The organism is Thermus thermophilus, assembly GCF_019974155.1.
GTDB classification, from domain to species: Bacteria; Deinococcota; Deinococci; order Deinococcales; family Thermaceae; genus Thermus; species Thermus thermophilus_C.
This window is the reverse complement of record NZ_AP025158.1, coordinates 1,552,171-1,567,684: the sequence shown is the minus strand read 5'-3', so window position 1 is coordinate 1,567,684 and position 15,514 is coordinate 1,552,171. Positions and strand designations below refer to the sequence as shown.

Sequence of the window (15,514 nt, the reverse complement as noted above, 5' to 3'; positions counted from 1 at the left end):
CGCCCACTGGGAGCGGGAGATCCGGTCATGGGAAAGAAGAAGGGAACGCATCTTACGGCGCCTAGGCAGGAGGTCCTAGGCATCCCCGAGCCAATCTGGCGGGAGCTTTGGGAAGAGGTAGAGCGGGCACGGGCGCTTTACCAGGAGATGCAGGTGGCCCCTTCCCGCGAGCTGGAGCGGGAACTCTTTGGCGCCTTGACCCACCTGGTGGGCCACGTGAGCGCCATGTGGGAAGAGGCCGAGTTTCTAGAGGAGGACGCATGAGGGTGGCCGTGGTGGGGGCCACGGGGGCCGTGGGGCGGGAGATCCTCAAGGTCCTCGAGGCCCGAAACTTTCCCCTAAGCGACCTCAGGCTCTACGCCTCCCCCCGCTCCGCCGGGGTGCGCCTTCCCTTTAGGGGCGAGGAGGTCCCCGTGGAGCCCCTGCCCGAGGGGCCTTTGCCTGTGGACCTCGTCCTGGCGAGCGCCGGGGGGGCGGTCTCCAAGGCCCTCGCCCCGGTTTGGGCGGAGGGCGGGGCCCTGGTGGTGGACAACTCCAGCGCCTGGCGCTACGAGCCCTGGGTGCCCCTGGTGGTGCCCGAGGTGAACCGGGAGAAGATCTTTCAGCACCGGGGGATCATCGCCAACCCCAACTGCACCACGGCCATCCTGGCCATGGCCCTTTGGCCCCTGCACCGGGCCTTTCAGGCCAAGCGGGTCATCGTGGCCACCTACCAGGCGGCTTCCGGGGCCGGGGCCAAGGCCATGGAGGAGCTCCTTACCGAGACCCACCGCTTCCTCCACGGGGAGGCCCCCAAGGCCGAGGCCTTCGCCCACCCCCTGCCCTTCAACGTCATCCCCCACATTGACGCCTTCCAGGAGAACGGCTACACCCGCGAGGAGATGAAGGTGGTCTGGGAGACCCACAAGATCTTCGGGGACGACACCATTAGGATCAGCGCCACGGCGGTGCGGGTGCCCACCCTAAGGGCCCACGCCGAGGCGGTGAGCGTGGAGTTCGCCCGCCCCGTGACCCCGGAGGCGGCCCGGGAGGTCCTCGAGGAGGCCCCGGGGGTGGAGGTGGTGGACGAGCCCGGGGCCAAGCGCTACCCCATGCCCCTCACCGCAAGCGGCAAGTGGGACGTGGAGGTGGGGAGGATCCGGAAAAGCCTCGCCTTTGAGAACGGCCTGGACTTCTTCGTGGTGGGGGACCAGCTCCTGAAGGGGGCCGCCCTAAACGCCGTGCAGATCGCCGAGGAGTGGCTTAAGGGCGCCTGAGCCAAAGCCAGTACTCCAGGTTCCCCTCCTTCCCCGGGAGGGGGCTTTCCCCTTCCCCCAGGGCCTGGAAGCCCAGGGCCAAGGCCTTTTCCCGCACCCGCCTTAGGGCCTCCCGCCGCTTGGCCTCCTCCCGCACCACCCCCTTGTGGGCCTTGGGCCCCAGCTCAAACTGAGGCTTCACCAGGACCAGGGCCTCCCCTTGGGGCTTGAGGAGCTCCAGGACCTTGGGGAGGAGGAGGGTGGAGGAGATGAAGGAAACGTCCATCACCACGAGGTCCACGGGCTCGGGCAGGACCAGGGTGCGGGCGTCCTCTTCCTCCAGGGCCACCACCCGGGGGTCTTCCCGGAGGCGGGGGTGGAGCTGGCCCTTGCCCACGTCCACGGCGTAGACCCGCCTCGCCCCTCGCTCCAAAAGGACCTGCGTGAACCCCCCGGTGCCCGCCCCGAGGTCGGCGCACACCTTTCCCTCCACCGCCACGGGGAAGGCGGAGAGGGCCCCGAGGAGCTTGTAGGCCCCCCGGCCCACGTAGCGCTCCTCCTCCAAGAGCTCCACGGCGGCGCCTTCGGGCACGGGGTGGGCGGGCTTTTGCACCACCTTGCCCCCCACCCGCACCTTGCCCTCCTGGATCAGGCGCTTGGCCTTCTCCCGGCTTTCCACCAGGCCCCGTTCCACCAAATAGCGGTCCAGGCGCACAAGGGTATTATGGGGGGGTGGCGCCCGACCTTTCCGGGACCTGGTACGTTTTGGAGGGAGACCCGGGGGAGCACCTGGTGGTGGAGGCCTTGGGGGAGAGGCTTTCCGGCATCTGGACCAGCCGGGAGTTGGCCGAGGCCTTCCTGGCCCACCACCCCCACCTGGGGATGCGGGTGAGCGCCTTGGAGAGCCGGGCCCTGAAGGAGGCCTTCTTGAGGGCCCTCGGGATGCTCCAGGTGGAGGCGGTCATGGTGGACTACCGCCCCGGGACCCACCGGGCGCAGGTGGCCAAGGTGGAGGACCTTCTAGAGGAGGTGCGGCGTGCGTAGGCTTTTGGCGGCCCTTTTTCTGGTCTTGGCCTTCGGCGTGGCCCAGCGGGCCGAGCTCAGCGTGGGGAGCCCCTTCGGCCTCCAAGGGGGGGTGCGCTTCCCCCTCCTTCCCCTTCTCCTGGACGGGCGGGCCTACGGGGGGGTGGGCCTCGAGGCCTTGGGGGGCGGGGTGGACCTCCTCCTCAAGGTGCCCCTCACCGACCTCTACCTGGGCCTTGGGGGCTTCTACGGCACGGGGCCTGCCCTCACCTTCCCCCAGGAGGGGCGGGGCCAGGGGGGCGTGCGGATGGTCCTCGGCACCTGGCTCAACCTGCCCCTGCCCCTCCTGGGGGCCTACCTGGAGGTCCAGCCCGTCTACTACCTGGCCCCGGTCCAATCCTTCGGCGTGGGCCTGGCCTTGGGGGTGAGCGTGGGGCTTTAAAGCGACCCCATGCTGGCCAAGGCCGGCATGGGGGACCCGGGGATGTCCGGCGGCGGCCGAACGGGGTCAGACCCTGTAACCCTCTTTTAGGGGTACGATGCGGTTCATCACCAGGGCCTCGGGCCTCGAGTCCACGGGGTCTTGCCAGAAGTAGCCAAGCCGCTCCAGCTGGTAGCGGGTGTCCTTGGGGCCCTGGGCCACGCTCGGCTCAATGAAGCCCCGCTTCACCACAAGGGCCTCGGGGTTGAGGTTTTGCAGGAAGTCTCCCCCCTCCTCCGGGTCCTTGGTGCGGAAGAGCCTGCCGTAGAGCCTAAACTCCACGGGGAGGGCGTGGCGGGCGGAGACCCAGTGGATCACCCCCTTGGGCCTGACCCCGTCCTCGGGGTTCGCCCCCAGGGTGCCGGGGACGATCCGGGCCTTGAGGAGCCTCACCTCGCCCCCCTCTTCCACCACGTCCTCAAGCTCTATGACGTAGGCGTGCCTCAGGCGCACCCTCTGCCCCGGGGCGAGGCGCTTCCAACCTTTAGGGGGGTTGAGGCTGAAGTCCGTGCGCTCAATGTAGAGCTCCGGGGAGAAGGGAAGGGGCCGGCTTCCCTCCTTGGGGATGTCCCGGGGCCAGTAGGGGGCCTCGAGCCACTCCTCCCCCTCGTAGTTGGTGAGGACCACCTTCAGGGGCTCCACCACGCCCAAGACCCTGGGGGCGATGGGGTTCAGGTCGTCCCGCACCACCTCCTCAAAGAGGTCCATCTCAATCTGGGCCTCGTTGCGGGAGATCCCCGTCTTGCGCACGAACTCCACGATGGCCTCGGGCCTCACCCCCCTTCGCCTCAGGCCCCTCAGGGTGGGGAGCCTGGGGTCGTCCCAGCCCGAGACGTACCCCCCTTCCACCAGCCTGATGAGCTTCCTCTTGGAGAGCACGGTGTGGCTTAGGTCCAGCCGGGCGAACTCGTACTGGTGGGGCCTGGGGGAGGTGGGAAGCCCGCACTTCCCCTTGAGGTTCTCAATGACCCAGTCGTAGACGGCGCGGTTGTTCTCAAACTCCAGGGTGCAGAGGGAGTGGGTGACCCCCTCTATGAAGTCCTCCAGGGGATGGGCGAAGTCGTACATGGGGTAGATGACCCACTTGTCCCCAACGTGGTAGTGGGGGGCGTGGACGATGCGGTAGAGCACGGGGTCGCGGAGCTTGAAGTTGGGGTGGGCGGGGTCAATCTTGGCCCTCAAGACCCGGCTTCCCGTGGGCAACTCCCCCCGGCGCATCCTCTCAAAGAGCTCCAGGTTCTCCTCCACGCTCCTTTCTCGGTAGGGGCTCGGCTTCCCCTGGGCCCTTAGGGCGCTCATCTCCTCCTCGGGGAGGTCGTCCACGTAGGCCTTGCCCTCCCGGATGAGGACCAGGGCGCATTGGTACATCCTCTCAAAGTAGTCCGAGGCATAGAGGACCCGGGTGGGCGTGAAGCCCAGCCAGCGCACGTCCTCCTCAATGGCCCGGGCGTACTCCTCCTTCTCCGTCTCGGGGTTGGTGTCGTCAAAGCGCAGGTTGCACTCCCCGCCGTAGTCCAGGGCGAGGCCGAAGTTCAAGACGAGGCTCCGGGCGTGGCCGATGTGGAGGTAGCCGTTGGGCTCCGGGGGAAAGCGGGTGACGAGCTTGGCGTACTTCCCCTCCTTGAGGTCCCGCTCCACGATCTCGGTGATGAAGCACTCGGGGACAAGGCCCATAAGGAGAGTCTACTCAGAACCTGGGCGGCCGCTTCTCAAAGAAGGCCCGGATGCCCTCCTTCAGGTCCCCGGTCTCCCGCACCCAGGCGTTGGCCAGGGCGGCGAGGCGGAAGCCGTCCTCGAGGCCCATCCCCGGCAAGGAGAGGAGGAGCTCCTTGGTGAGGCGGAGGGAGGTGGGGGCGTTCTTCGCCACCTCCTCCGCTAAGGCCTTCGCCTCCTCCAGGGCTTTTCCGGGGGGGGCGATGCGGTTTGCCAGGCCCAGGGCCTTGGCCTCCTCTGCCCCCACGAGCCTTCCCGTGAGGAGGAGGTCCTTGGCGGCCTTCTCCCCCACGGCCCGCACCAGGATCACCGAGACCAAGGCGGCCACGAAGCCGATCCTCACCTCGGTGTAGCCGAGCCTTGCCTCTTCGTCCATGACCACCAGGTCGCAGGCGGTGGCGAGCCCCGCTCCCCCGGCCACCGCCGGGCCGTTCACCGCGGCCACCGTGGGCTTGGGGTAGGTGTAGACGCGGTGGAAGAGGCGCATGAGGGAGAGGGAGTGGCGGTAGTTCTCCTCGGCGCCGAGCTCCGTGACCCGCTCCAAAAAGGCGAGGTCCGCCCCGGCGCTGAAGGCCTTTCCCCTTCCCGTGAGGACCACCGCCCGCACCCCGGGGTCGGCCTCCAGGTCGTCCAGGGCCTGGAGGAGGCTTGAGGCCATCTCCGGGGAGAGGGGGTTGCGCCTTTCCGGATCGTTGAGAAAGACCACGGCCACGCGGCCCTTTTCCACCTGAACCATGGCCCCATTGTAGCCGAGGGGGTTTCTTGCTAGACTTCACCTTAGCCCGCAAACCCTTTGACCGAGGAACGGAGCGGGCTGGGAGGTGATGTAGATAAAGGAGTACCTGACCAACGAACGCATACGCGCCAAACAGGTTCGCGTCATCGGTCCCGACGGCAAGCAGCTCGGCATCATGGACACCCGGGAGGCCCTGCGCTTGGCCCAGGAGATGGACCTGGACCTGGTCCTGGTGGGCCCCAACGCCGATCCGCCCGTGGCCCGGATCATGGACTACTCCAAGTGGCGCTACGAGCAGCAGGTGGCGGAGAAGGAGGCCCGGAAGAAGGCCAAGCGCACCGAGGTCAAGTCCATCAAGTTCCGGGTCAAGATAGACGAGCACGACTATCAGACCAAGCTGGGCCATATCAAGCGCTTCCTGCAGGAGGGCCACAAGGTCAAGGTGACCATCATGTTCCGGGGACGGGAGATGGCCCACCCCGAGTTCGGGGAAAGGATTCTCAACCGCGTGGCCGAGGACCTCAAGGACCTCGCCGTGGTGGAGATGAAGCCCGAGATCCTCGGCCGGGACATGAACATGCTCCTGGCCCCGGCCAAGGTGTCGGCCTAGACCGGGTGCCCCCCCTTTGGTATAGTGGGAAGGCTTTGGGGAGCACCCAAGACCCCGCCAGGGGCGCTTCCCAGGGCGGAGGAGCGCTATGCCGAAGATGAAGACCCACAAGGGCGCCAAGAAGCGGGTCAAGATCACCGCTTCGGGCAAGGTGGTGGCCATGAAGACGGGGAAGCGGCACCTCAACTGGCAGAAGTCCGGGAAGGAGATCCGCCAGAAGGGGCGGAAGTTCGTCCTGGCCAAGCCGGAGGCGGAGCGGATCAAGCTCCTCCTCCCCTACGCGTAAGGGGGTAGAGGATGCCGCGCGCCAAGACCGGTGTCGTCCGCCGCAGGAAGCACAAGAAGATCCTGAAGCTGGCCAAGGGGTACTGGGGCCTGCGCTCCAAGAGCTTCCGCAAGGCCCGGGAGACCCTGTTCGCCGCGGGGAACTACGCCTACGCCCACCGCAAGCGTAGGAAGCGGGACTTCCGCAGGCTCTGGATCGTGCGCATCAACGCCGCTTGCCGCCAGCACGGGCTTAACTACTCCACCTTCATCCACGGGCTGAAGAAGGCGGGGATTGAGGTGGACCGGAAGAACCTGGCGGACCTCGCGGTGCGGGAGCCCCAGGTCTTCGCCGAGCTGGTGGAGCGGGCCAAGGCCGCCCAGGGCTAAAAGGCCCTTAGAGGCGCCGGGGAGCCCCGGCGCCTCCCTCTTATGCCCGTCCCTCCTGAGGTCTACGTCCTTCTGGTGGCGGCCCTCCCGGTGGTGGAGCTCAGGGGGGCGATTCCCCTAGGGGTGGCCCTGGGCCTTTCCCCTTGGCAGAGCTTCCTTTGGGCCCTCTTGGGGAACCTCCTCGTGGTGCCCCTGGCCCTTTGGCTCCTGCCCTGGGCGGTGGGGGTCGCCACCCGGGTGCCCCTTTTCGCCCGGGCGTGGCGGGCCCTCGAGGCCCGGGTGCGCCTGAGGGGCGAGGAGCAGGTCCAGCGCCTGGGGGCCTTGGGCCTCTTCCTCTTCGTGGCCGTGCCCCTGCCGGGGACCGGGGCCTGGAGCGGGGCGGTGCTCGCCGTGGTCCTCGGGCTTAAACGGCGCTACGCCCTTCTCGCCATCTCCTTGGGGGTCTTGGCGGCGGGCCTCCTCGTCCTCCTCCTCACGGGGGGGACGGTGTACGGGCTAAACTACCTGCGATGACCGCGCTTCTCCTTCCCCTCGCCTACCTCGTGGGGGCGTTGCCTTTGGGGTATTGGCTCGCCAGGCGGCGCGGGGTGGACCTGCGCACGGCAAGCCCCTACACCCTGGGCCTGGAAAGCGCCCTGAGGCGCCTGGGCCTGGGCCTTCTCCTCCTCTCCTTCCTCCTGGACTTCCTCAAGGGCTACCTGCCTCTCCTCCTGGGGCGGGCCTTGGGGCTGGACTTTGCCGGGCTTCTCGCCTTGGGGGTGGCGGTCTACCTGGGCCACCTCTACCCCCTTTTCTTCCGGGACCCCTGGCCCCTAAGGGCCAAGGGGGCGGGGGTCCTCCTCGGGATCCTCTCCGGCCTTCCCCTTCCCCCCGCCTTAGGCCTCGTCCCCGTGGCCTTGGGCCTCGTCCTCTACGCCCTCACCGGCTACGCCTCCTTGGCCGCCTTGGGGCTTCCCCTGGGGCTTTTGGGGGTGGTGCTCTTCGGGGGGTTTGGCCTTGGGGAAAAGTTCCTCGCCTTTGCCCTTCTTCTCCTCGCCCTCTGGCGCTACAAGGAGAACCTGGGGCGGATCCTCGAGGGCACGGAGCCCAGGCTCGGCGAGCCCCTGCCCCTCCCCTCGGAGAAGCAGGTGGTCTGCGCCTTCCTCATCCACCCCCTCACCGTGGAGGACTTCTGGCAGAGCCCCCGCTTCCGCTGGCTCAGGCCCCTGGTGCGCCTGGGCCTCCTTAAGCAGGAGTGGATAGAGCGCCTCGCCGAGCGCTTCCGCCCCATGAAGGTGGGGGAGGTGCGGGGGGTGCGGACGGCGGACGGGCGGGAGGTCCTATGCCACCTCCTCTCCGCCCCCCTCCTTCCCCACCAGATCAAGGCCAAGCCGGAGCTCGCCGTGCGGCGGGCCATCCAGGGGGCGCGGCTTGCTCAGGAGCTCGGGGCCACGGTGGTGGGCCTCGGGGCCTTCTGGAGCGTGGTGGGGGAGAAGGGGAAGAGGGTGCAGGAGGCCGTGCCGGGCATTGAGGTGACGAACGGCGGGGCCTACACCGCGGGCACCGTCCGCGCGGCCATCCCCAGGATCCTCGCCCACTTCGCCCAAAGCGGCAAGGACCTGAAGGCCGTCACGGCGGCCGTGGTGGGGGCGAACGGGGTGGTGGCCTTCGGCATCGCCCGGCAGATCGCCCCCTTGGTGGGGCGGCTCATCCTGGTGGGGCGGGACCTGGAAAGGCTTGAGCGGGCGGCGGAAAGCCTCAGGAAGAACCTGGAAAGAAAGGGGGAGGCCCCCGAGATCCTGGCCACCACGGAGGTCGCCGCCATCCGGGAGGCGGACCTCGTCTTCACCGCCACCAGCGACCCCAACCCCGTGATCTACCCCGAGCACGTGAAGCCCGGGGCCTGGATCTACGACGAGGGCGTCCCCCCCGACGTCCACCCCTCCGTCAGGGAGGTGCCGGGGGTAAGGGTGATCCCCGGGGGGGTGGTGCGGCTTCCCGGGGAGGCGAGGGCCACCCTGGACCTCCACTTCGGCGCCCCCGACCAGGTCCCCGCCTGCCTTGCCGAGACCATGATCCTGGCGGCGGAGGAGGCCTTTGACCGGAAAAGCCTCGGCGGGGAGGTCAGGGCGGAGAACATCCAGTTCTTCGTGGAGCGGGCCGAGGCCTTGGGGTTTAAGGTGGTGGAGTAGTGTGGCTCCTCCTTTCCCCCACCCGCCTCGAGGCCCCCTTCCTCAAAGGGGAGCCCTTCGCCTATTTGGCCTGGCGGGGCCTTAAGGGAAAGGGCTTCGTCTACCTGGAGACGGGAATCGGCAAGGTGAACGCCGCCATGGCCCTTGCGGCCTACGCCGCCCGCAACCCCGTGGAAAAGGCCCTCCTCTTTGGCCTCGCCGGGGCCTACCCCGGGGGGCCTCCTCTGGGAGAGGCGGTCTTGGTGGGGGAGGAGGTGGAGGCGGATCTGGGCCTCAAGGAGGGGCTAGCGCCTTTGGGCTTTCCCGCCTTGGTCCTTGGGGAAAGGCGCTACTTCAACCGCTTTCCCTTAGACCCCGGCCTCACCGGGGAGCTCGCCCGGGGGCTTGGCCTGAAGGTGGCCGTGGGCCTCACCCGGGACCTGGTCTCGGAGACCCTCGAGGAGGCCCTGGCCCTGGCCCGGCGGTGGGGGGCCTCCCTGGAGAACATGGAGGGGGCGGCCTTCGCCCGGGCCTGCCTGGCCCTGGGGGTGAGGGGGGCAGAGCTTAGGGCCCTCTCCAACCCCGCCGGGGTGCGGGACAAGGCCCGTTGGCGCACCAAGGAAGCCCTTTCTGCCCTAGCTTGGGCGGTGGGGCGGCTTATCGCCGAAGAAGGGGGGGGCCCGTAGGCCCCCCCGGCCGAAGGCCATGGGGATCAGGCCTTCTGGAAGAACTCCTCGGCCACGTCCCAGTTGAGGACGTTCCAGATGGCCTGGAGGTAGTCGGCGCGGCGGTTCTGGTACTTGAGGTAGTAGGCGTGCTCCCAGACGTCAATGCCCACGATGGGGGTGAAGCCCTCCATCACCGGGTTGTCCTGGTTGGGGGTGGAGAGGACGTGGAGCTTGCCGAAGGGGTCCTTCACGAGCCAGGCCCAGCCCGAGCCGAACCGGCCCATGGCCGCCTGGGTGAGCTTTTCCTTGAGGGCCTGGAAGCCCCCGAACTCCTGGTCAATGGCCTTCTTCAGCTCCCCCACGGGCTCCTTGGCGCCCCCTGGGGTGAGGAGCTTCCAGAAGAGGCTGTGGTTCAGGTGGCCGCCGCCGTTGTTGCGCACGGCGGTTTGGATGTCCGCGGGGAGGGCGGCGAGGTGCCTCAGGAGGACCTCCACCTCCACCCCGTGGAGGTAGGGGTACTTCTCCAGGGCGGCGTTGAGGTTCGCCACGTAGGCCCCGTGGTGCTTCTGGTGGTGGATCTCCATGGTCTGGGCGTCAATGTGGGGCTCGAGGGCCTCGTAGGGGTAGCCTAGCTCCGGAAGCTTGAACGGGTACGGCATACTTCACCTCCGCCTCCCACTATAAAGGAGGCCACCCCCCTGGGGGTGGCCTTTCTCACAAAGCCCCGCGCCGCCTACGCCCCCTCGTGGGGCTTGGCGAGCCTCATGGGGACCACGATGCGGTCAAACTCCTCCTCCGTGAGGTAGCCGAGCTCGAGGGCCGCCTGCTTCAGGGTCTTCTTCTCCCTGAGGGCCTTCTTGACGATCTCCGCCGCCTTGTCGTAGCCGATGGCCTTGTTGAGGGCGGTGGCCAGCATGGGGTTTTTCTGCAGGTGCTCCTCAATGCGCTCCAGGTTGGGCTCAATCCCCTGGGCCAGATGGGCGTCAAAGGAGGCCACGGCGTCCGCGAGGAGGTTGATGCTCTCCAGGGTGCTGTAGGCCATCACCGGCTTGTAGACGTTGAGCTGGAAGTTCCCCTGGCTTCCCGCGAAGGCCACGGTGTGGTCGTTGCCGTAGACCCGGACCACCACCATGGTGAGGGCCTCCACCTGGGTGGGGTTCACCTTCCCGGGCATGATGGAGGACCCGGGCTCGTTGGCGGGGATGGTGATCTCCCCGATGCCCGCGTAGGGGCCGGAGGCGAGCCAGCGAACATCGTTGCCGATCTTCATCAGGGCCCCGGCCAGGGTGCGGAGGGCCCCCATGACGTTGACCAGCTCGTCGTGGGCGGCCAGGGCGGCGAAGCGGTTCTCCGCCACCCGGAAGGGGAGCCCCGTCTCCTCCGCGAGGTACTTGGCCACGAGTTCTCCAAAGCGGGGGTGGGCGTTTAAGCCCGTGCCCACCGCCGTTCCGCCGATGGCGAGGTTGTAGAGGCCCTTTTCCATCTCCTTGACGGCGGCGAGGGTGGTCTTGAGCTGGGCGGCCCAGCTGCCGATCTCCTGTCCGAGGGTGATGGGCACGGCGTCCATCAGGTGGGTCCGCCCCACCTTGACGATGTGGTCAAAGGCCTGGGCCTTGGCCGTAAGGGTCCGGATCAGGCCTTCCACCGCGGGATAGAGCCTCTGGTGGAGCGCCAGGGCCACGGCCACGTACATGGCGGTGGGGAAGGTGTCGTTGGAGCTCTGCCCCCGGTTCACGTGGTCGTTGGGGTGGACGTACTTAGAGCCCAGGGGCTTCCCCAGGATCTCCGAGGCCCGGTTGGCGATGACCTCGTTCACGTTCATGTTGGTCTGGGTGCCGCTTCCCGTCTGGAAGACCACCAGGGGGAAGTGGTCGTCCCACTTCCCCTGGACCACCTCCTCCGCCGCCTGGATGATGGCCTTGGCGATCTCCTCGGGGAGCTCCCCGAGCTCCAGATTGGCTCTCGCGGCCGCCTTCTTCAGCATCCCGTAGGCCCGGATGATCTCCAGGGGCATGCGGAAGCGGTCGGTCCCGATCCTGAAGTTCTCCAGGGAGCGCTGGGTCTGCGCGCCCCAGTACTTGTCCGCCGGCACCCGCACCTCGCCCATGGTGTCCCGCTCAATCCGGTATTCCATAGGGCACCTCCCAAGGGGATTCTACCCCCAAGGTTCGGCGTATGATGGGGGCATGCGCGAGGTGTACGTTGTCGCCGCGGTGAGGACCCCCATCGGCAAGTTCGGGGGGGTCTTCAAAGACGTAAGCCCCGTGGACCTCGGCGCCCACGCCATGCGGGAGGCTTTGGCCCGGGCGGGGGTGGAGGGAAAGGCCTTGGACCTCTACGTCTTCGGCAACGTCCTCAGGGCCGGGCACGGGCAGCTCCTCCCCCGGCAGGCGGCCCTGAAGGCGGGCATTCCCAAGGAGGTGGACGGGTACCAGGTGGACATGGTCTGCGCCTCGGGGATGATGGCGGCGCTCAACGCCGTCCAGTTCCTCCGCACCGGGGAGGCCCACCTCGTCCTCGCCGGGGGGATGGAGTCCATGAGCCAGGCGGGCTTCTACCTCTCCCACCGGGCGCGGTGGGGGTACAAGTTCCTCCTGGGCGCTCCGGAAAACCTCCAGGATGTCCTCCTGCGGGACGGGCTTTCCGACCCCTTCACCGGGGAGGCCATGGGGGAGCAGGCGGAAAGGCTCGCCCAGGACCACGGGGTGACGCGGCAGGAAGTGGACGAGGCCGCCTACCTTTCCCACAAGAGGGCGGCGGAGGCCACGGCGCAGGGCCTCTTTGCCTGGGAGATCGCCCCCATGGAGGTTCAAGGGAAGAAGGGCCCGGTGGTGGTGGACCGGGACGAGGGGATCCGGCCTGAGACCACCCCGGAGTCCCTCGCCGCCCTCAGGCCCGCCTTCAAGAAGGACGGGGTCCTCACGGCGGGGAACTCCAGCCAGATCTCCGACGGGGCGGCGGCCCTCCTCCTCGCCTCCGAGGAGGCGGTCAAGGCCCACGGCCTGAAGCCCATCGCCAAGGTCCTCGGAGGGGCCTGGGCCGCCGGGGAGCCCTGGCGCTTCCCCGAGGCCCCTATCCCCGCGGCCAAAAGGCTCTTGGACCGTCTGGGGATGCGGGTTTCCGACTTCGGCCTCTTTGAGAACAACGAGGCCTTCGCCCTGAACAACGTCCTCTTCAGCCGCCTTCTGGACGTCCCCTACGAGCGGCTCAACGTCTTCGGAGGGGCGGTGGCCCTGGGCCACCCCATCGGGGCGAGCGGGGCGAGGATCCTGGTCACGCTCCTCAACGCCTTGCGGGCGAAGGGGGAGGAACGGGGCCTTGCCGCCATCTGCCACGGGACCGGGGGCTCGGTGGCCTTTGCGGTGGAGGCGGTGTAGCGGGGCGCCCCTAGAGGAGCCCGTCCAGCTCAAAGGCCTCGAGGCGGAACTCCTCCAGGGCCACCTGAAACCCCCCCGCCTCCGCCAGGAAGCGGGCCGCGGCCCGCATCGTCTCCTCCACCCAGGCGGGGTCGTTGCCGAGGAGGGTGAAGCCCACGACCTCGTAGCCCCAGGCGTCCAGGCCGTAAAGCCTTGCCGCGGAAACGGGGAAGCGGGCCTTGAGCCTTTCCAGGGCCGGCTTGATGAGGGCCCGCTTTTCCTTGAGGCTCCGGGCCGGGGTCTCCAGCCTGGCGGTGTAAAGGCCGAGGTAGGCCTTCATGGCCCTTAAGACCAGTATGCCCCTCGAGGCCCCTTAGAACATGGGCCCGATGCGGAAGTGGATCCGCCCCGTGGGGCTTTCGGGGCTGAAGGCGTAGTCCAGCCGCAGGGAGGGGAGGAGGGCCCCGAAGACGTCCAGATCCAGCTGGACCCCGATCCCCGCGCCCCACTTCACCCCCCCGGTGTTGTCGGCGAGGCCAAGGTCGGCGAAGACGATGCCGTAGAGGTTGGTGCCCCCTTGGGGGGAGAGGCGGAAGTCGTAGCGGTACTCCACGCTCGCGGTGGCGAAGGAGAGGCCGCCGTACTTCCGGTCCTCGTAGCCCCTGAGGAGGAGGGCCTCGGAGCCGCCTCCGGAGAGGTAGAAGCGCTCGCTTTCCGGCGGGTAGCCCAAAAGGGTCCCCGCGGAGAGACGGAAGGCGAGGGCCTGGCGCTTTTCCGCGTCCAGGGGCAGGTAGGTCTTGCCCGTGGCCACCAGGGGGACGAAGAAGCTCCGCCCGCCCGCGTCCGGCAGGGAGAGGCCGAGGCCGGTGGCGAGGCTCGCCTCGTAGCCTTGGGTGCGGAAGCGGGGGTCGTCCACGTCCAGGTAGCCCAAGGTGGTGTCCAGGCGGACGGTCCAGCCGGGGGTGGGGAGGAGGCTTTGGGCCAGGGAGGGGTCCTTGTAGCCGGTGCCGTCGCAGTACTTGGGGTTGGCGGTGTCGCTCACGCTCGGATCGCAGGGGGCGTTCGGGTCGTAGACCTCCAGGGCGTAGGTGGAGCGGCGGGCGGAGAGGCCGAGGGTGAGCCTTAGGTTCTCCAGGTCCTTGGAAAAGGGGCGGGAGAGGCTGAAGGCCGCCCCGGTGCGCCTCTCCGTGTACTCCCAGCCGGTGTCCGTGGTCCCCTGGAGGAGCTTGTTGTTGCCGATGGGGGTGGAGAAGGCGCTTAGGGAAAGGCTCGTGCGCACCTCCTTGAGGTCCAGGTAGTCCAGGTAAAGCCAGGGGATGGCGTAGCCCAAGGAGAGGGAAAGGTTGTCCCGGGCCTCGTTCTGTACGAAGGCGAGGTCCAGGCTCACCTGGTGGGCCAGGCCGAAGAGGTTGGTCTCCTTGAAGGAGAGGCTCCCCGACCATCCCTCCAGGGAGCTCCAGCCGATGGCGGGCTGGAAGAGGCCGGTCCGCGCCTCCTTGAGGCCCAGGACCACCACGGCCTCGTCCGGCCTCTCCCCGGGGGCGAGGGAGACGCGGGGCGGCTCGGCGAGAAGCCCCGTGGCCATGAGGCGGGCGATGGCCTTCCTGAGCTCCTGGACGTTCAGGAGGCTTCCCGGCTTGGGCAGCTCCCGCAGGACGACCTCGTCCCGGGTGCGGTGGCCTCCCTGCCACTCCAGGCGGTACCCCCCGATCTTCAGCTCCACCACCTCCAGGCGGTAGACCCCGTCCTGGAAGCTGTAGCGGACGTCCGCCACCTCGTAGCCCTCCTCCCGGTAGCGCTCGGCCACGCGGGCCGTGTCCTCCTGGGCGAGGGCGGGGGTGTAGACCTCCCCGGGCTTGAGGCGGAGGAGGCCGAGGAGGGCCTCGGTGGGAAGGGCGGTGTTCCCCGAGACCTCCACCCCTTCAATCCTCCCCCCCTCCGGGCCGAGCTCCAAGCGCACCACCACCTCGTCCCCCTGGGGGAGGAGGGTGAAGTTCACCACGCGGGAGAGCTTCCGGGAGAGGTCTTGGATCCCCTCCAGGAGCTTGGGGTAGTTCAAGGGGTCTTTCGGCTTCAGGGGGAAGTCCTCCAGGGGAAGCCCCTCCCCCTCCACCCGGGCCACCTTGAGCTCCCGCACCCGCACGGTGAGGACGCCCTCCTCCAGGGTGGAGGCCTCGAGGTCGGGGCCGCTAAAGCGGTAGCCCGCCTCCTCGTACCGCCTGGCGATGGCCCTCAGGGCCTCCTGGTACTTGGCGAAGTCAAAGCTTCCCTTGAGGGCCTCGAGGCCCTTGCGGAGCTCCTCCTCGGGAAGAAGGCTTACCCCCAGGAGGCGCACCGCCTTCACCTCCGGGCGCTCCTCCACCCGGAAGGTGAGGGCGATCCCCTCCTTGTCCTCCTTGGCCTCCACCGCCACCTTGGGGGTGAAGGGGAAGCCCGCCTGCCGGTAGGCCCGGGCCAGGGCCTCCGCGGCCTCTTGGGCGCGGACGGGGTTGTAGGTCGCCCCCTTGCCGATGGCGAAGTTCTGCTCCAGGAAGGTGAGGAGCCGCTCCTCGGGGAAGGCCTCGGTCTCCACCCGGACCGCGGCGATGGGGGGGTTGGGGACGAGGAGGATCTTGAGGACGTCCCCCTCCAGGGCAAGCCGGACGTCCCGGAAGTATCCCGTTTCCAGGATGGCCCGCCTTGCGGCCTCCAGGTCCTGGGGCTCCTCCCCCACCCCGAAGGGGAGGGCGGCCCGGGCCAGGGCCTGGAGGACGGGGTCCGCCCCCTCCACCACGATCTCCCGCAGGGGGGCCGCGAGGGCCGTAAGGGCCAGTAGGCCCAGGGCGAGAAGCCGCTTCATGGCCGGAAGCTTACCCAAAGGCCGTGAAGCCTGGGTGAGAGTAAAATGC

At 68.5% G+C, this 15,514-nt stretch carries 18 protein-coding genes; 11 read left to right on the top strand and 7 right to left on the bottom strand.

Features of this window, described 5'->3' with window-relative positions; all coding sequences use genetic code 11:
- Nucleotides 1–27: 27 nt before the first annotated feature.
- Both TthTMY_RS08385 and TthTMY_RS08380 read left to right on the top strand, forming a co-directional pair.
- A complete protein-coding gene (locus tag TthTMY_RS08385) occupies nucleotides 28–264 on the top strand; it encodes a hypothetical protein (protein WP_011172631.1) in 237 nt (78 codons plus the stop codon).
- Nucleotides 261–1,256, top strand: coding sequence for an aspartate-semialdehyde dehydrogenase (locus TthTMY_RS08380; protein ID WP_096410934.1), 996 nt, complete (start codon nucleotides 261–263; stop codon nucleotides 1,254–1,256). Before TthTMY_RS08385 ends, TthTMY_RS08380 begins: the two co-directional genes overlap by 4 nt.
- Here TthTMY_RS08380 and TthTMY_RS08375 read toward each other — a convergent pair.
- The gene (locus TthTMY_RS08375) at nucleotides 1,243–1,950 is read right to left on the bottom strand and encodes a TlyA family RNA methyltransferase (RefSeq protein WP_096410933.1); all 708 of its coding nucleotides are present in this window, start codon (nucleotides 1,948–1,950) and stop codon (nucleotides 1,243–1,245) included. The two genes, TthTMY_RS08380 and TthTMY_RS08375, sit on opposite strands and share 14 nt — an antisense overlap.
- Before the next feature lie 17 nt (nucleotides 1,951–1,967).
- Here TthTMY_RS08375 and TthTMY_RS08370 point away from each other — a divergent pair, with 17 nt between their 5' ends.
- Nucleotides 1,968–2,279 (top strand): DUF3234 domain-containing protein, encoded by a 312-nt coding sequence (locus TthTMY_RS08370; protein WP_096410932.1) that lies wholly within the window; start codon nucleotides 1,968–1,970, stop codon nucleotides 2,277–2,279.
- A complete protein-coding gene (locus TthTMY_RS08365; RefSeq protein WP_096410931.1) occupies nucleotides 2,272–2,700 on the top strand; it encodes a hypothetical protein in 429 nt (142 codons plus the stop codon). Before TthTMY_RS08370 ends, TthTMY_RS08365 begins: the two co-directional genes overlap by 8 nt.
- 66 nt (nucleotides 2,701–2,766) lie before the next feature.
- Here the strand turns inward: TthTMY_RS08365 and TthTMY_RS08360 are convergent, their stop codons facing one another.
- Together TthTMY_RS08360 and TthTMY_RS08355 are read right to left on the bottom strand one after the other, a co-directional pair.
- On the bottom strand, nucleotides 2,767–4,413 hold the full coding sequence (locus TthTMY_RS08360) for a glutamine--tRNA ligase/YqeY domain fusion protein (protein WP_223903184.1): 1,647 nt from the start codon (nucleotides 4,411–4,413) through the stop codon (nucleotides 2,767–2,769).
- Nucleotides 4,414–4,426: 13 nt separating this feature from the next.
- Nucleotides 4,427–5,188: an enoyl-CoA hydratase/isomerase family protein gene (locus TthTMY_RS08355; RefSeq protein ID WP_223903183.1), complete on the bottom strand. Its 762-nt coding sequence runs from the start codon at nucleotides 5,186–5,188 to the stop codon at nucleotides 4,427–4,429.
- Nucleotides 5,189–5,282: 94 nt separating this feature from the next.
- Here TthTMY_RS08355 and infC point away from each other — a divergent pair, with 94 nt between their 5' ends.
- The 6 genes from infC to mqnB all read left to right on the top strand — a co-directional run bounded on the left by infC (nucleotide 5,283) and on the right by mqnB (nucleotide 9,288).
- Nucleotides 5,283–5,798, top strand: coding sequence for a translation initiation factor IF-3 (gene infC / locus TthTMY_RS08350; protein WP_096410930.1), 516 nt, complete (start codon nucleotides 5,283–5,285; stop codon nucleotides 5,796–5,798).
- An 88-nt stretch (nucleotides 5,799–5,886) separates the two neighbouring features.
- Complete coding sequence (gene rpmI / locus TthTMY_RS08345) at nucleotides 5,887–6,084, top strand: 50S ribosomal protein L35 (protein WP_096410929.1); 198 nt, start codon at nucleotides 5,887–5,889, stop codon at nucleotides 6,082–6,084.
- A gap of 11 nt (nucleotides 6,085–6,095) precedes the next feature.
- Nucleotides 6,096–6,452, top strand: a complete 357-nt coding sequence (gene rplT / locus TthTMY_RS08340) for a 50S ribosomal protein L20 (RefSeq protein ID WP_011172639.1) — start codon at nucleotides 6,096–6,098, stop codon at nucleotides 6,450–6,452.
- 42 nt (nucleotides 6,453–6,494) lie between these two features.
- A complete protein-coding gene (locus tag TthTMY_RS08335; protein WP_096410928.1) occupies nucleotides 6,495–6,965 on the top strand; it encodes a COG2426 family protein in 471 nt (156 codons plus the stop codon).
- The gene (locus TthTMY_RS08330; protein ID WP_223903182.1) at nucleotides 6,962–8,623 is read left to right on the top strand and encodes a glycerol-3-phosphate acyltransferase; all 1,662 of its coding nucleotides are present in this window, start codon (nucleotides 6,962–6,964) and stop codon (nucleotides 8,621–8,623) included. The genes TthTMY_RS08335 and TthTMY_RS08330 overlap by 4 nt, the downstream gene beginning before the upstream one ends.
- Nucleotides 8,623–9,288 carry a futalosine hydrolase gene (gene mqnB, locus TthTMY_RS08325; RefSeq protein WP_223903181.1) on the top strand — a complete coding sequence of 222 codons (666 nt, stop codon included), beginning with the start codon at nucleotides 8,623–8,625 and terminating at the stop codon, nucleotides 9,286–9,288. The genes TthTMY_RS08330 and mqnB overlap by 1 nt, the downstream gene beginning before the upstream one ends.
- Before the next feature lie 26 nt (nucleotides 9,289–9,314).
- Here the strand turns inward: mqnB and TthTMY_RS08320 are convergent, their stop codons facing one another.
- Entirely contained in the window at nucleotides 9,315–9,929 is a 615-nt protein-coding gene (locus tag TthTMY_RS08320) for a superoxide dismutase (protein WP_096410926.1), read from the bottom strand.
- A 74-nt stretch (nucleotides 9,930–10,003) separates the two neighbouring features.
- The gene (gene fumC / locus TthTMY_RS08315; protein WP_096410925.1) at nucleotides 10,004–11,404 is read right to left on the bottom strand and encodes a class II fumarate hydratase; all 1,401 of its coding nucleotides are present in this window, start codon (nucleotides 11,402–11,404) and stop codon (nucleotides 10,004–10,006) included.
- A 52-nt stretch (nucleotides 11,405–11,456) separates the two neighbouring features.
- Between fumC and TthTMY_RS08310 the strand changes: the two genes are divergently transcribed.
- Nucleotides 11,457–12,647, top strand: a complete 1,191-nt coding sequence (locus TthTMY_RS08310; RefSeq protein ID WP_096410924.1) for a thiolase family protein — start codon at nucleotides 11,457–11,459, stop codon at nucleotides 12,645–12,647.
- Between the two features lie 10 nt (nucleotides 12,648–12,657).
- On the opposite strand, the gene TthTMY_RS08305 is transcribed toward TthTMY_RS08310, so the two are convergent.
- Both TthTMY_RS08305 and TthTMY_RS08300 read right to left on the bottom strand, forming a co-directional pair.
- On the bottom strand, nucleotides 12,658–12,966 hold the full coding sequence (locus TthTMY_RS08305; RefSeq protein ID WP_011172646.1) for a DUF503 domain-containing protein: 309 nt from the start codon (nucleotides 12,964–12,966) through the stop codon (nucleotides 12,658–12,660).
- A 33-nt stretch (nucleotides 12,967–12,999) separates the two neighbouring features.
- On the bottom strand, nucleotides 13,000–15,465 hold the full coding sequence (locus tag TthTMY_RS08300; RefSeq protein ID WP_223903180.1) for a BamA/OMP85 family outer membrane protein: 2,466 nt from the start codon (nucleotides 15,463–15,465) through the stop codon (nucleotides 13,000–13,002).
- Between the last annotated feature and the right edge of the window lie 49 nt (nucleotides 15,466–15,514).